Genomic DNA, 15025 nt, shown 5'->3' on the forward strand with positions numbered 1-15025 from the left:
ACTGATTGTAAATTAAATATTATCTACTGATTGCCCTGCTAGTGCAGCGCGGATCGACTTATCCATTCGACGAGAAGCAAAGTCTTGGCTTGCCGCGTCGGTTTTTTTGATACCTTGCTCAATGGCATCGGCATCATCAGCGTTTCTTAGCACAATAAGGGCTTCAATTGACGCTAATAACTGTTGGCGTTCCTGGTCAGATAGAAGATCATCACCATCTACCTGCAGTGCCGCCAATAACCCTTCTATAACCCGGTCAGCCTCAACACGTTGCTCGGCAAGAGCACGAGCCAACATATCGTCTTTTGCAAACGTCATCGAATCTCGAAGCATATTGGTGACTTCATCATCACTTAAGCCGTAAGAAGGTTTAACTTGAATTTCAGCTTGAACACCGGTGCTTTTCTCCATCGCGGTGACTGATAGCAAACCATCAGCATCCACTTGATAAGTCACGCGGATATGCGCTGCGCCAGCGGCCATCGGAGGGATGCCCTTCAGCGAGAATTTTGCCAGTGAACGACAGTCATCAATCAGTTCACGTTCACCTTGAGCCACGTGCACTAACATGCCCGTTTGACCATCTTTAAAGGTGGTAAACTCTTGCGCTTTAGCTACTGGGATTGTGGTGTTTCTTGGGATAATTTTCTCAACCAAACCACCCATGGTTTCAATTCCTAACGACAGCGGAATCACATCCAATAGCAACATTTCAGAATCAGGCTTATTACCCACTAGGATATCGGCTTGAATGGCTGCGCCTATCGCGACAACTTCATCCGGGTTAATACTCGTTAATGGTGCTCGGCCAAAGAAATCACCAACCATATTTCGAACGAGAAGAGTGCGGGTTGATCCACCGACCATCACCACTTCTTGCACTTCTTCGCTGTCAATAGACGCGTCTTTCAACGCACGACGACATGCTAAAAGGGTTTTCTTAACTAAAGGCTGAATCAGTGATTCAAATGTATCTCTCGTTAGCTCACCTTGCCAATCTAAAACAGAAACTCCAACTTTATCGTGCTCAGACAGGGCAACTTTCGCATCGGTTGCGGCATCTAACAAAGCACGATTTTGGCTAGCAGAAAGCTCGCTATCTAGGCCCATCTGTTGTTTGAAGTGTTCCGCTAAAAGATGATCAAAATCATCACCACCTAGCGCTGAATCACCACCTGTTGCTAATACCTCAAATACGCCCTTAGACAAACGTAAGATAGAGATATCAAAGGTACCCCCGCCTAAATCGTAAACGGCGATAACGCCCTCTTGAGCACTGTCTAGACCATAAGCAATTGCCGCAGCTGTTGGTTCATTTAATAAGCGCAATACTTTTAATCCAGCTAGTTGAGCAGCATCTTTAGTGCCTGCACGCTGGGCGTCATCAAAATAAGCAGGGACAGTAATCACAACACCACTCAGTTCCCCACCTAAACTCGCTTCAGCTCGAGCCGAAAGCGCTTTTAGAATTTCAGCCGAAACTTGAATAGGGTTAACGTCGCCTTGCTGTGTTTCAAGCAAAGGCAAGCCATTGTCACTTGCACGTAATTGGTAAGGCAAAGTTGGGTAACGCTGCTGAATATCAGCAAGAGAACGTCCAATTAAACGCTTTGCAGAAATAACCGTTTGAGTCGGTTCACTTTGTGCGTGGAAGCGAGCAGCCATACCCACTTTCAGCTCACTTTCACCGTAGTACACAACGGAAGGCAGTATATTGTGGCCGTTTTCATCCGGTAAAGGCTTCGCTTCCCCACTGCGTACCGACGCAACCAAAGAGTTTGTTGTACCGAGATCAATACCTACGGCTAATTTTTGTTCATGGGGAGCAGAGCTTTGACCTGGTTCTGCTATCTGAAGTAATGCCATGGAAATTCCTTTATTAACCGAGCAAGCGATCTTCGAGTTGCTCAACTTCATTATTAAGTTTGGCTATAAATTTTAGCTTTCGGATCCCGCTTGCCGCTTGGTCAAGCTGCTTATCTGCTAATGCCTGTTGCAGAGCCTCTAAGTGAGATTTATACATCTTACTTACAGTTTGCTCAAAATCGAATAACTTGGATTCAGGCTCCGAGCTTGATTCTATCTGTTCCAACTCTTCACGCAATTCCATCTGTTCCATTAAGAAAGCAGGATCTTGCATGGTATTTTGTTCATTGCGAATATCGATACCCAACTCAGATAACAAATACTCTGCACGTGAAATTGGCTGCTTTAACACCTGATATGCATCATTGATTTGCGCTGCTTTTTGCACAGCAAGTAGACGGTCACGTTCTGACGCCGTTGCATATTTATCTGGGTGAAAGCGCTTTTGTAGCTCGCGAAACTGAGCAGATAAATGAGCAGTATCCAGATTAAACTGAGTTGGCAAGCCGAATAATTCGAAATGATTCATTGGTGTATTCTCAACCAGAGTGAGGCGATATTGGAGTGTGATAGTAGCAATGGGAAAGGCGTTCAACAATGGCTACAAACTAAACCGTGAGCTAGAAATAAAGAAACGCAGTCAAACTGCGCTTCTCATCGGCTCAAATTGGCTATACGTTGAAGCTTTCACCACAACCACATTCGCTTTTCGCGTTCGGGTTGTTGAACTCAAAACCTTCATTAAGCCCTTCTTTTACGAAGTCGAGCTCGGTGCCGTCAAGGTAAACTAAGCTTTTTGCATCAATGATGATATTCACACCATCGTGCTCAAACATTTGATCACCTTCGTCCAACTCATCGACAAATTCAAGAACATACGCCATTCCGGAACAGCCCGTCGTTTTCACGCCAAGTCTAAGGCCAAGCCCTTTACCGCGGTTTTCTATGAAAGAGCGAACACGGCCTGCTGCCGCATCTGTCATCGTGATGGCCATCGTACAACCTTTAGCTTATCTTAATGTCTATCAACTATGAGCCAACGTCTCGTCGGCTCAATTTATTATGCTTGATGCTTTTTCTTGTAGTCAGAAACTGCCGCTTTAATTGCGTCTTCTGCCAAAATTGAGCAGTGAACTTTAACTGGAGGCAGTTCTAGTTCTTCTGCAATTTCAGAGTTTTTAATCTCTGCAGCTTCATCAATGCTTTTGCCTTTAACCCATTCAGTTACAAGTGAGCTTGATGCAATCGCACTACCACAACCGTATGTTTTAAACTTAGCATCTTCAATGATGCCCTCTGGAGATACTTTTATCTGCAGTTTCATTACATCACCACATGCTGGCGCGCCAACCATGCCGCTACCAATTGATGGATCTTCTTTGTCAAAAGAACCAACGTTGCGTGGGTTTTCGTAATGATCGATTACTTTTTCGCTATAAGCCATAATTTATACCTCGAATCCTCTACTTTGGGGAATTAGTGATGAGCCCACTCAACCGTGTCCAAATCAACCCCTTCCTTGTACATATCCCATAGAGGAGACATGTCGCGTAATTTATCTACCGCTACGCGAATTTGCTCAACGGCGTAGTCGATTTCTTCTGCCGTCGTAAAACGACCGAAAGAAAAACGAACTGAACTGTGTGCTAGTTCATCATTAAGGCCTAATGCACGAAGTACATAAGATGGCTCAAGGCTTGCAGATGTACATGCTGAACCTGATGAAACAGCTAAATCTTTAAGTGCCATTAGCAAAGACTCACCTTCAACAAAAGCAAAGCTGATGTTTAGGTTTGTAGCAGTACGTTGCTCTAAGTCACCATTAATGGTTAGGGCTTCCATACCGTCTAAGCCTTTAAGCATACGGTCACGCAGTGTTTTTGCGTGCTGCTGGTCGAATTGCATTTCTTCTTTAGCAATACGACACGCTTCTCCCATACCCACGATTTGGTGAGTCGGCAGTGTGCCTGAACGGAAACCACGCTCATGACCACCACCGTGCATTTGTGCTTCTAGGCGAATGCGAGGCTTACGACGAACATACAATGCGCCGATACCTTTCGGCCCGTACATCTTGTGCGCCGACATCGAGATAAGGTCAATTTTCATCTCTTGTACGTCTACTGGAATTTTACCGGCACTTTGCGCTGCATCGACATGAAAAACGATTTTACGTGAGCGGCACATTTCACCAATAGTCGCGACATCTTGGATAACACCAATTTCGTTATTCACATGCATAATAGAAACTAATACGGTGTCTTCACGCATTGCAGCTTCTAGTTTTGCAAGATCGATAATACCGTTGCTTTCCGGCTCAAGGTAAGTAACTTCAAACCCTTCACGCTCAAGTTGACGACACGGATCAAGCACCGCTTTGTGCTCAGTCTTGCAGGTAATGATGTGCTTACCTTTCTTGCTGTAAAAGTGCGCAGCACCTTTAATAGCAAGGTTATCTGATTCTGTTGCGCCAGATGTGAAAACGATTTCTCTTGGGTCTGCGTTAAGCAAATCTGCAATTTGCTCACGTGCCGTGTCTACTGCTTCTTCTGCCTGCCAGCCATAGCGATGAGATCGCGATGCTGGGTTACCAAAAGTACCATCCATCGTCATATACTGAACCATTTTTTCAGCAACACGCGGATCTACTGGGCAAGTAGCTGAGTAGTCAAAATATATAGGCAGTTTCATTTATTACTCCAATGTACAGACATTGCCGCTACTTATGAGCGAGCATTGGCACCGATGGGAGCGGCGCTTGTAGTTTTTTGTCCAAACCCATGATTGACCGTCAGACCAATGTCCTGACGATCTGAAATCTCAAGCACTTCATTATCAACCATCAACTCGCCTAGAGTGATGTTGTTAAGGAAGCCGCTAATTCTTGTACTTAAATCGCGCCACAGTGTATGAGTTAAGCAGCGAGTGCCACCTTGACAGTCACCTTTACCATTACACTTAGTTGCGTCAACAGATTCATCAACAGCAGCAATCACCATGCCGACAGCAATATCGTGAGGAGCAACACCTAAACGGTAACCACCACCAGGACCACGTACACTAGAAACAAGCCCAGCCTTACGAAGCTTTGAGAAAAGCTGCTCTAAATAGGAAAGAGAGATCCCCTGACGTTCAGAGATGTCAGCCAATGGTACTGGGTTTTGTTGCGAATGCAGTGCAACGTCTAACATCGCAGTTACTGCATATCTTCCTTTAGATGTAAGTCTCATATCACACGGTATCCACTTTAAGTATGTGGATTAGATTTTTCCATACCTGACTATTTTAGTCAACTATTTATTTGACTAAAATAGTCAGGTATTTAACCCCTAGATAAAAAGGTTATTTTTCATGCAAATCTTGGTTTTCAACGGAAGTCAAAATCCCGCGAAGAATGTTCAGTTCCTGCTTTTCAGGTCTCGCTCGACTGAATAAGCGTTTAATCTTATTCATAACCTGACCAGGATTATCCTCATCTATAAACTGGGTTTTAATGATCACTTTTTCAAGGTGTTCATAGAACATCTCTAGCTCTTTGTGACGTGGGTAATCCAATTGTGGTTTTTCTGAAAACTGACTTTCAAGTTTGGCTAGATGCGCGACTCGAATTTCGTACGATAAAGTTTGTACTGCCATTGCTAGATTCAGCGAACTGTATTCAGGGTTTGCAGGGATGCACACATGGTAGTGACAAGTTTGCAGTTCTTCGTTAGTTAAACCAGTGCGCTCACGGCCGAACACAAGTGCAACCGGATGAGATTCACCTTCAAGGACAAATTTTTCTCCGCACTCTCTAGGTTCCAACATCGGCCACTCTAGAGTACGAGAACGTGCACTTGAGCCGACAACTAAACCACAGTCTGCTACTGCTTCTTCTAACGTGCCTACAATCTTGGCATTCAAAGCGATGTCACTCGCGCCTGCGGCTAATGCAACAGTTTGAGCGTCCACTTCACATTGAGGAGCAACCAATACCATATTGGTTAGCCCCATGACTTTCATTGCACGAGCTGCACTACCAATATTGCCGGAATGCGAAGTTCCAACCAGAACGACCTTTACATTGTCTAACATGCTTAACTACACCACCTAATTTCAAACGGCGAAATAGTACCATAGCCAATAATAAAAGACTGCGCTTGCTTCCCATGTTCTGATTTGAAAGTTCAAAAAATAACCACTTCCCTTTTAGTTAATCTCTGTTATACTCGCGGCCGCTTTATCGTTCTTTAACATCCGTTGGGAAAATTTTATGCATCCTATGCTTAATATTGCTATTCGCGCTGCGCGAAAAGCAGGCAATCACATTGCTAAATCACTAGAAAACACTGATAAAATTGAAACTACTCAAAAAGGTTACAATGACTTTGTAACTAACGTAGATCAAGAAGCAGAAGCTCTTATCATCGATACAATCAAAAGCTCTTACCCAGAGCACAGTATTGTTGCGAGAGAAAGCGGTCTTATCGAAGGTAAAGATACTGACGTTCAATGGATCATAGACCCTCTGGATGGCACGACTAACTTTGTAAAAGGTATCCCACACTTTTCAGTGTCTATCGCTGTTCGCCTAAAAGGCAAAACAGAAGTAGCGTGTGTTTACGATCCAATGTTAAACGAATTGTTCACCGCTCAACGTGGTGCCGGCGCTCAGCTAAACAATGCTCGCCTTCGTGTTAAACAACTTAAAGATTTAGACGGTACTATTCTAGCGACTGGTTTCCCATTCAAACAAAAGCAGCACTCTGAATCTTACATGAAGATCCTATCTGCGCTATTTGTTACCTGTGCTGACTTCCGTCGTACTGGCTCTACATCTCTGGATTTATGTTACCTTTCTGCTGGCCGCGTTGACGGTTACTTCGAGCTTGGTCTTAAGCCTTGGAGCATGGCTGCTGGTGAGCTTATCGCTCGTGAATCTGGCGCAATCTTAACTGACTTCGCTGGCGGCACTAATTACCTAAAATCAGGTAACGTAGTAGGCTCAAGCCCACGTGGCGTAAAAGCAATTCTTAAGTGCATCCGTGAAAACGGCAACGAAGCAATCATGAAGTAATGTTTGCTTTCGCTTAGAAAGAATTAAAAAAAGACCCAGCTCATTGAGCTGGGTCTTTTTGTTTATGGGGAAGAAAAAGATAAGGCGGAAGGCACAAGCCGATAGGCGTAATGCTTTCCTTAGCTTTTAGCCCATAGAAAGCTTGCTTTCGTCCTATCGCCTTTTCTGCCTAGTGCCTTTTATTTACTTCTTTTATTCAGCATATTGCGTAGACGTAAACTGCGTTCAGCAGAACCCTGGTTTGAATCACTCGGGTTATTAGTTCGAGTTTTACGATTCTTAAATGCAGGCTTTGAATGCATTTTCTGTAATAAAGCATCACGGTTAGCTGGTTCGTATCCTGTTAGTTCCACACGATGAATACGGTGACCAATCAAAATTTCAACTTGTTGCACTGTTAGTTCTTCTTCGCGACTAACAAATGATACCGCATGACCTCGTTGCCCAGCTCGACCTGTACGTCCTATTCGGTGTACGTAGTCTTCAGCTAAGAATGGCATATCAAAGTTCACAACATGCGGTAGGTTTTGAATATCAAGACCTCGAGCTGCAACATCGGTTGCGATCATCACACGCGCCTTACCTTCTTTAAACTCATCTAATGCACGACGGCGAGCACTTTGTGCTTTATCACCATGGCATAACACAGCTTTAATGCCATCGAGTTTTAGTTCTTTTAATAGGGTATTGGCGGTTTCTTTATAGTTCACAAACACCAATACTTGTTGCCAGTTTTTCTTACCAATCAACTCAGACAGCAATTCATGTTTACGCTCTTGATCAACTGGATACACAACATGGGCAACCGTCTCAGCGGTTACGTTTTCGCGGTCAACCGAAATACGCTTAGGTTGGCGTAAGATCTGCGTTGCTAGCTGATTCATTTGAGCAGAAAACGTCGCTGAGAACAGCATAGTTTGTGGTTTTGATGCGACGCCGCTCATCAGTGTTTCGATAGAAGAAATGAACCCCATATCCAGCATACGATCTGCTTCATCGAACACTAGGAACTCTAAGTTAACCAAAGACACGTTATTAGACTCGATGTGCTCAATTAAACGTCCTGGTGTTGCAACCAAAATGTCAGTTCCCGCTTCTAACTTGCGTTCTTGAGATGACATTTTCACACCACCATAAATAGCAGCAACACTGACTTCTGCATATTTAGTGTAGTCTTCGATATTTTGTGCAATTTGAGCAACCAACTCACGAGTCGGTGCCAAAATCAACGCGCGAGCTTGATGGCGTTTACTTGTCTGAGGTTTATCCAATATTTGCTGGATGATAGGCAGAGCAAACGCGGCGGTTTTACCCGTACCTGTTTGTGCATTAGCTAAAATATCATGGCCACGACGAGCATGTGGGATAGCCTGCTTTTGGATTGGCGTTAACTTTTCGTAGCCACATTCAGTAAGAGCTTGGACAATTTCTGATGAAAAGTGTTGAGATGAAAATGACATGTGTGTTCCTAAAGCTAGCGGCAAATACCATCAACAGTATTACCAAAAATAAGGTCGCAGATTATAGAGCAATATCTGCACTAATACCATTGTAGCTAATTAACAATAAGTAACTAACGATGGCTTCTCGCTTAATAACCTTCCGCCCATAAAAAAACCGCTGACTAGTCAGCGGTTTTTTTGAGTCAATGGCATTAACCATTACGGCGTTTCGTCGAACTCTTCGCCTTCTTTTTCAACTTGCGTTGGCATCAAGTGTTCACGCTCGATACCCAGTTTCAGCGCGAGTGCTGAAGCCACGTAAATTGAAGAATAAGTACCTACAGTAATACCCAACAATAATGCAGTAGCAAAACCGTGGATCATTGCGCCACCCTGTGTGAACAGAGAAATAACAACGAACAAGGTAGTACCAGAAGTGATCAGCGTACGGCTAAGTGTTTGAGTGATGGAATTGTTCATCACTTCACTTGGTTCACCTTTACGCATCTTACGGAAGTTCTCACGGATCCGGTCAAATACTACGATGGTATCATTGAGTGAGTAACCCACAACCGTCAGCAATGCAGCAACGATGGTCAGGTCAACTTCAATCTCTAGTAAAGAGAAGATCCCAAGAGTAATGATAACGTCATGAGCCAGTGCCATTACAGCACCTGCAGCCAAACGCCATTCAAAACGTACCGACACATACAACAAGATACACAGCAGTGAAACGATGATCGCTAGACCACCCGCTTCCGTAAGTTCGTCCCCTACATTAGGACCAACAAACTCGATACGACGCATCTCAATGCTTTCGCCTGTTCCCTCTTTTAATGCATTCAGGATCTGGTTACCCAGTTGCTCACCTTTCATGTCATCACGTGGGCGTAAACGAACTAACACATCACGAGAAGAACCAAAGTTCTGTACCGTTGCGTCACCAAAGCCTTTCGCATCAAGCGATTCACGTACTAACTCTAGATCCGCAGGGCGATCAAAGCCCACTTCAATCAATGTTCCGCCAGTAAAGTCTAGACCCCAGTTCAACCATTTCGTTGAAAGAGTGAAGACCGCAGCACCGACCATAATTAAAGAAAATAGGAAGGCACCTTTTGACCAACGCATGAAGTCGATCGTTTTATCTGTTTTCAATATCTGAAACATCTGATTTCCTTAGATCGACAATTTATCAATGCGTTTACCACCGTAAAGCAGGTTCACGACACAACGTGTACCTATGATGGCTGTAAACATAGACGTTAAGATACCGATAGACAGAGTAACCGCGAAGCCTTTAATTGCACCCGTACCAACCGCAAACAAGATGATTGCAGTGATAAGTGTGGTGATATTGGCATCGGCAATGGTACTGAATGCGTTCGCGTAACCTTGATGAATCGCTTGCTGTGGATTTCGTCCATCACGCAACTCTTCTCGGATACGCTCAAATATCAGCACATTGGCATCCACCGCCATGCCCACCGTCAATACAATACCGGCAATACCAGGTAGCGTCATTGTCGCACCAGGGATCATCGACATAACACCGATAATCATGATGATATTCGCAAACAATGCCATGTTGGCAAAGATACCGAACTTACGGTAGTACACCAGACAGAACAACATAACTGCGGCTAAACCAACCAAACAAGCTTGGATACCCATATCGATATTTTGTTGCCCCATTGATGGACCAATCGTACGCTCTTCTACGATAGAAATCGGAGCAATCAAGGCACCAGCACGCAGTAATAGTGCTAGGTTGTGCGCTTCTGAAACAGAATCGATACCTGTAATACGGAAGCTACGACCAAGAGCTGACTGAATCGTCGCTTGGTTGATGACTTCTTCGTGTTTATTCAGGATAACCTTGCCTTCAGGAGTACGACGACCGCTGTCTTTGTACTCTGCAAATACCGTAGCCATTAGCTTGCCAATGTTCTTTCTAGAGAACGCTGACATCTTCGAGCCACCTTCGCTATCAAGCGAGATATTTACTTGAGGACGACCGTATTCATCAACACTTGAACTTGCATCCGTAATACTTGAACCGCCTAAAATTACGCGTTTCTTCAATACAACCGGGCGATCATTACGATCTTTTTTAACTTCACTACCCGCAGGTACACGACCTTGCGCAGCAGCCGCTAAATCGGCTTTATCGTCAACTTCACGGAATTCTAACGTTGCGGTTGCACCAAGAATTTCTTTAGCACGTGCCGTGTCTTGAACACCTGGAAGCTCAACCACAATGCGGCTTGCACCTTGACGTTGTACTAGAGGTTCTGCAACACCCAATTCGTTTACACGGTTACGCAAAATAGTAATATTTTGCTCAACAGCGTAGTTGCGAATTTCTTGTAAGCGAGCTTCTGTAAATACGGCTTTAACTGCGAAACGGCCATTAGCATTTTCTTCGCTAAAGATCATATCGGGATGATTAGTCGATAGCGTTTTCAGCGCTTGTGCTAGCTGTTCTTCATCACGAAGCACAACTTCGACACCTTCAGAGCCTGACTTGCGGATAGAACGGTAACGAATTCGCTCTTCACGCAGTTCAGTACGGAAGGCTTCTTCTTGCTGACCGACTAGTTTGTCCATCGCCGAGTCCATGTCAACTTCCATTAGGAAGTGAACACCACCACGCAAATCCAAACCAAGTTTCATTGGTGCAGCACCAATGGCTTCTAACCAGCTAGGTGTCGCAGCAGCGAGGTTTAAAGCAACGATTGCATCACTACCTAAAGAGTCATTGATAATGTCTCGGGCAGTAAGTTGGGTATCGGTTTCGCTAAAGCGAACAAGGACAGATCCATCTTCAAGCGCGATGGATTTATAAGAGAGTTGCTCTTTTTCGAGAGCGGCAGTGACAGTATCCAGCGTTGACATATCAACTGAGGCACCACGTGCCCCAGTAATTTGAATAGCCGGATCTTCACCGTAGATATTCGGAAGCGCATACAATGCACTGATGGCAATGGCAAACACCACCATTAGGTACTTCCACAATGGGTAACGGTTTAGCACAGCGAGGATCCTTTTGCTGTCTTATAGAGACTTCAGTGTACCTTTTGGCAGCACTGCAGTAACGAAATCTTTCTTAATGACTACTTCGTTATTTGGGTTCAGTTCGATAGAAACGTAGTCATTCTCTTCAGAAATCTTAACGATTTTACCAACCAGACCGCCGTTAGTCAGAACTTCATCACCTTTAGCCATTCCAGCCATTAGGTTTTTATGATCTTTTGCGCGCTTAGCTTGCGGGCGGTAAATCATGAAGTAAAAGATTACAGCAAACATACCTAGCATGATGATCATTTCGAAACCGCCACCTGGTGCTGCGCCTTCACCTGCTGCGTGCGCTACAGAAATTAAACTCATTGAGAATTGTCCTCTAATTTTATTGTATTAATAGTTAACTTATTGGGCTGAGCCACCTAAATTTCAAGGCTAAGGTGGCTCATCTTCCTGAGCAGCAGCGAAAACATTGCTACTTTGGAAAAATTACTTACTCAGTGGCGGTACTTCTCTATCGCGAAGTGCGTAGAACTCTTCCACATATTCATCAAAGCGATCTTCATCAATCGCCGTACGAATGCCTTCCATAACACGTTGGTAGTAACGTAGGTTATGAATAGTGTTCAAACGAGCACCTAAGATTTCATTACAACGGTCTAAGTGATGTAAATACGACTTGGAGTAATTTTGACAAGTGTAACAGTCACAATGCGGATCTAGTGGCGTTGTATCCATTTTATGTTTCGCATTACGGATCTTGATCACACCGCCAGTCACAAATAGGTGGCCATTACGGGCATTTCGAGTTGGCATTACGCAATCGAACATATCAATTCCACGTCGAACACCTTCAACCAAGTCTTCTGGTTTGCCTACGCCCATTAGGTAACGTGGCTTATCTTCAGGTATTTGTGGACACGTATGTTCAAGGATTCTGTGCATGTCTTCTTTCGGTTCGCCTACAGCCAAACCACCAACTGCGTAACCATCAAAGCCGATGTCTGTTAAACCTTTAACCGACACATCACGTAAGTCTTCGTACACACCACCTTGGATGATACCAAACAAAGAGTTTTGGTTCTCTTGGCGGTCGAATTCGTCACGGCTACGCTGAGCCCAACGGAGTGACATTTCCATCGATTTTTTTGCTTCATCATGCGTCGCTGGGTACGGCGTACATTCGTCAAAGATCATGACAACGTCAGAACCTAAGTCGTATTGAATCTGCATTGATTTCTCAGCATCCATGAAGACTTTATCGCCATTCACTGGGTTGCGGAAATGCACACCTTCTTCGGTGATTTTACGTGTAGCACCGAGGCTAAATACCTGGAAGCCGCCTGAATCGGTAAGGATTGGGCCTTTCCAGTTCATGAAGTCGTGCAAGTCACCGTGCAATTTCATGATTTCTTGGCCAGGACGTAACCATAGGTGGAAAGTGTTACCAAGCAGAATTTCTGCACCAGTACCTTTCACTTCTTCTGGCGTCATGCCTTTTACTGTGCCGTAAGTACCCACTGGCATAAATGCCGGAGTTTGTACTGTACCGCGTTCAAATGTCAGTTGACCACGACGAGCGTTGCCATTTTTTTTCTTAAGTTCGTATTTTAACTTCACGAAGCCTCCAAGCGGCCAGAGAAACAATCTGACCATTATTTTGATTGCGCTAGTAAGCCCATGCTTACCGCACTCCGCTATAGCCACCGAAGTGAGTATAGTTGGGTTATCCTTACCCGAATTTCACTGGCTCCTTGAGTGAAAAGTAAATTTTAGGGCTCTGGGCTCTGGGCTTTAGAGCCTTCTGCCTTTAGCCTTCTACCTTTTAAACCTTTTTCGTAATAAACATCGCATCGCCATAACTAAAGAAGCGATATTGATTGTCTACTGCGTGTTGATACGCGGCCATCACACTATCATACCCAGCAAATGCGCTGACGAGCATGATCAATGTTGACTCAGGAAGGTGGAAATTAGTAATTAAGCAATCCACCAACTGGTATTCGTAACCCGGAAAAATAAAGATCTCGGTATCGCCGAAGAAAGGGACTAACTCAGTGCCTTGTTTAAGCGCGTCTTGAGCGGCGCTTTCTAGCGATCGAACCGAAGTTGTGCCAACAGCAATAATGCGTCCACCGCGTGCGCGAGTAGCTGCAATCGCGTCAACCACTTCTTGTGGTACTTCAACGTATTCTGCATGCATATGGTGATCGTTAATATTATCGACTTTTACAGGCTGAAATGTGCCTGCACCAACATGCAAAGTAACGTAAGCGAATTCAACACCTTTGGCTTTGATTTGCTCAAGCAACGCTTCATCAAAGTGCAAACCCGCCGTGGGAGCGGCAACCGCACCTGGCTTTTGGTTATATACCGTTTGGTAGCGCTCTTTGTCGGCATCTTCGTCTGGGCGATCGATATAAGGCGGAAGTGGCATGTGGCCTACTTCATTTAATATCTCTAATACCGTTTTATCCGACACAAATTTAATTTCAAAAAGTGCATCATGCCTAGCAACCATAACGGCTTTATATTCGTCATTTTCGCCAAGAAAAAGTTCCGTACCCGGCTTCGGGGACTTAGAACAACGAACATGAGCTAGAATCGATTCTTCATCAAGCATGCGTTCCACCAGCACTTCCAGCTTACCGCCAGAGGCTTTACGACCAAACATACGAGCAGGAATAACTCTGGTGTTGTTAAATACCAATAAGTCGCCTTGCTGGACTTGATCCAGTACGTCTGTGAAGTGACCATCCGTTATTTGGCCTGTTGGGCCTTCTAACTGTAATAGGCGACTCGCAGTACGCTCAGGTTGCGGATAACGAGCTATCAACTCGTTCGGTAGTTCAAAATGGAAATCGGATACTTGCATGCTCATGATCTTTAAAAAGTGACTTAGAAATACGCAGCTCGCTAGTATAAAACTCCCCCAAGCAATAGCAAGGGTTGAGCATGAGTTTATTGTAAACAGATCTTCATGATTTTAGGGGGGAATAAATCAGTGCGTTTTAATGTCATGTTATGTAACACAAACCGAGAAAAATTAATGACAAAGACGCGCTATCTCTCAGATAAAAATGGATTATGAAACTATAGTTAAAATAGAACTTCACAACACTTGATAGATGGCTATCAATGGAGGTCGAGATGATCAAAATCAAAGACATGATGACTCGCAACCCTCGGACACTTTTGCGGTCAAATTCACTACAAGATGCCAAAAACTTAATGGCCGAGCATGATATTCGCCACGTTCCCGTGGTTGATACAGACCACAAGCTATTGGGCGTGGTTACTCAACGAGACATTCTTGCGGTTCAAGAATCCATCCTAGAAAAAGACGCCACAACATCTTCTTACACACTCACAACATCCCTAGAAAAAATTATGGCACAAGGTGTCATGACGGCGTCACCAAAAGCCGGGTTAAAAGAAAGTGCTGTGTATATGCAAAAACACAAAGTTGGATGCTTGCCAGTATTAGATCAAGGAAAACTGGTTGGGATTATTACCGACACAGACTTCGTTTCTATCGCAATTAGTTTGCTGGAGTTACAAGAAGAAGTTGAACCGGACGAAATTAACGACTTTGACTGATTAAACGACTGACTGATTGAGTTAGCAGCAGTTATACCGA

General features: G+C 44.3%; 15 protein-coding genes. 2 read left to right on the forward strand and 13 right to left on the reverse strand.

Translation table 11 applies throughout. From position 1 onward, the window contains the following. Positions 1 to 12 precede the first annotated feature (12 nt). The 7 genes from hscA to trmJ form a co-directional block, all read right to left on the reverse strand. The gene (hscA, locus tag QWZ04_RS07260) at positions 13 to 1866 is read right to left on the reverse strand and encodes a Fe-S protein assembly chaperone HscA (RefSeq protein WP_290326473.1); all 1854 of its coding nucleotides are present in this window, start codon (positions 1864 to 1866) and stop codon (positions 13 to 15) included. Between the two features lie 13 nt (positions 1867 to 1879). Then, on the reverse strand, positions 1880 to 2395 hold the full coding sequence (gene hscB / locus QWZ04_RS07265; protein WP_290326474.1) for a co-chaperone HscB: 516 nt from the start codon (positions 2393 to 2395) through the stop codon (positions 1880 to 1882). A 142-nt stretch (positions 2396 to 2537) separates the two neighbouring features. Further along, positions 2538 to 2861 carry an iron-sulfur cluster assembly protein IscA gene (gene iscA, locus QWZ04_RS07270; protein ID WP_102522949.1) on the reverse strand — a complete coding sequence of 108 codons (324 nt, stop codon included), beginning with the start codon at positions 2859 to 2861 and terminating at the stop codon, positions 2538 to 2540. 65 nt (positions 2862 to 2926) lie between these two features. Next, entirely contained in the window at positions 2927 to 3310 is a 384-nt protein-coding gene (iscU, locus tag QWZ04_RS07275) for a Fe-S cluster assembly scaffold IscU (protein ID WP_290326475.1), read from the reverse strand. Between the two features lie 32 nt (positions 3311 to 3342). Further along, the gene (locus QWZ04_RS07280; RefSeq protein WP_290326476.1) at positions 3343 to 4557 is read right to left on the reverse strand and encodes an IscS subfamily cysteine desulfurase; all 1215 of its coding nucleotides are present in this window, start codon (positions 4555 to 4557) and stop codon (positions 3343 to 3345) included. A gap of 32 nt (positions 4558 to 4589) precedes the next feature. After that, positions 4590 to 5096, reverse strand: coding sequence for a Fe-S cluster assembly transcriptional regulator IscR (gene iscR, locus QWZ04_RS07285; protein ID WP_290326477.1), 507 nt, complete (start codon positions 5094 to 5096; stop codon positions 4590 to 4592). Between the two features lie 112 nt (positions 5097 to 5208). Then, positions 5209 to 5940: a tRNA (cytosine(32)/uridine(32)-2'-O)-methyltransferase TrmJ gene (gene trmJ, locus QWZ04_RS07290; protein ID WP_290326478.1), complete on the reverse strand. Its 732-nt coding sequence runs from the start codon at positions 5938 to 5940 to the stop codon at positions 5209 to 5211. 178 nt (positions 5941 to 6118) lie between these two features. Between trmJ and suhB the strand changes: the two genes are divergently transcribed. After that, the gene (suhB, locus tag QWZ04_RS07295; protein WP_290326479.1) at positions 6119 to 6922 is read left to right on the forward strand and encodes an inositol-1-monophosphatase; all 804 of its coding nucleotides are present in this window, start codon (positions 6119 to 6121) and stop codon (positions 6920 to 6922) included. Between the two features lie 179 nt (positions 6923 to 7101). Here suhB and QWZ04_RS07300 read toward each other — a convergent pair whose 3' ends face one another. From QWZ04_RS07300 to queA, 6 genes are all read right to left on the reverse strand, one after another. Beyond that, entirely contained in the window at positions 7102 to 8382 is a 1281-nt protein-coding gene (locus QWZ04_RS07300; RefSeq protein ID WP_290326480.1) for a DEAD/DEAH box helicase, read from the reverse strand. Positions 8383 to 8583: 201 nt separating this feature from the next. Continuing rightward, on the reverse strand, positions 8584 to 9531 hold the full coding sequence (gene secF / locus QWZ04_RS07305) for a protein translocase subunit SecF (RefSeq protein WP_290326481.1): 948 nt from the start codon (positions 9529 to 9531) through the stop codon (positions 8584 to 8586). A gap of 9 nt (positions 9532 to 9540) precedes the next feature. Next, entirely contained in the window at positions 9541 to 11397 is a 1857-nt protein-coding gene (gene secD, locus QWZ04_RS07310) for a protein translocase subunit SecD (RefSeq protein ID WP_290326482.1), read from the reverse strand. Positions 11398 to 11418: 21 nt separating this feature from the next. Next, positions 11419 to 11751, reverse strand: a complete 333-nt coding sequence (yajC, locus tag QWZ04_RS07315; protein WP_102522958.1) for a preprotein translocase subunit YajC — start codon at positions 11749 to 11751, stop codon at positions 11419 to 11421. 123 nt (positions 11752 to 11874) lie between these two features. Next, a complete protein-coding gene (gene tgt / locus QWZ04_RS07320; protein WP_102522959.1) occupies positions 11875 to 13005 on the reverse strand; it encodes a tRNA guanosine(34) transglycosylase Tgt in 1131 nt (376 codons plus the stop codon). A 205-nt stretch (positions 13006 to 13210) separates the two neighbouring features. Continuing rightward, entirely contained in the window at positions 13211 to 14260 is a 1050-nt protein-coding gene (gene queA / locus QWZ04_RS07325; RefSeq protein WP_290326483.1) for a tRNA preQ1(34) S-adenosylmethionine ribosyltransferase-isomerase QueA, read from the reverse strand. Between the two features lie 275 nt (positions 14261 to 14535). Between queA and QWZ04_RS07330 the strand changes: the two genes are divergently transcribed. After that, positions 14536 to 14985 (forward strand): CBS domain-containing protein, encoded by a 450-nt coding sequence (locus QWZ04_RS07330; RefSeq protein WP_290326485.1) that lies wholly within the window; start codon positions 14536 to 14538, stop codon positions 14983 to 14985. Positions 14986 to 15025: the final 40 nt, after the last annotated feature.

This window comes from Vibrio tapetis subsp. quintayensis (assembly GCF_030409945.1).
Classification (GTDB): Bacteria; Pseudomonadota; Gammaproteobacteria; order Enterobacterales; family Vibrionaceae; genus Vibrio; species Vibrio quintayensis.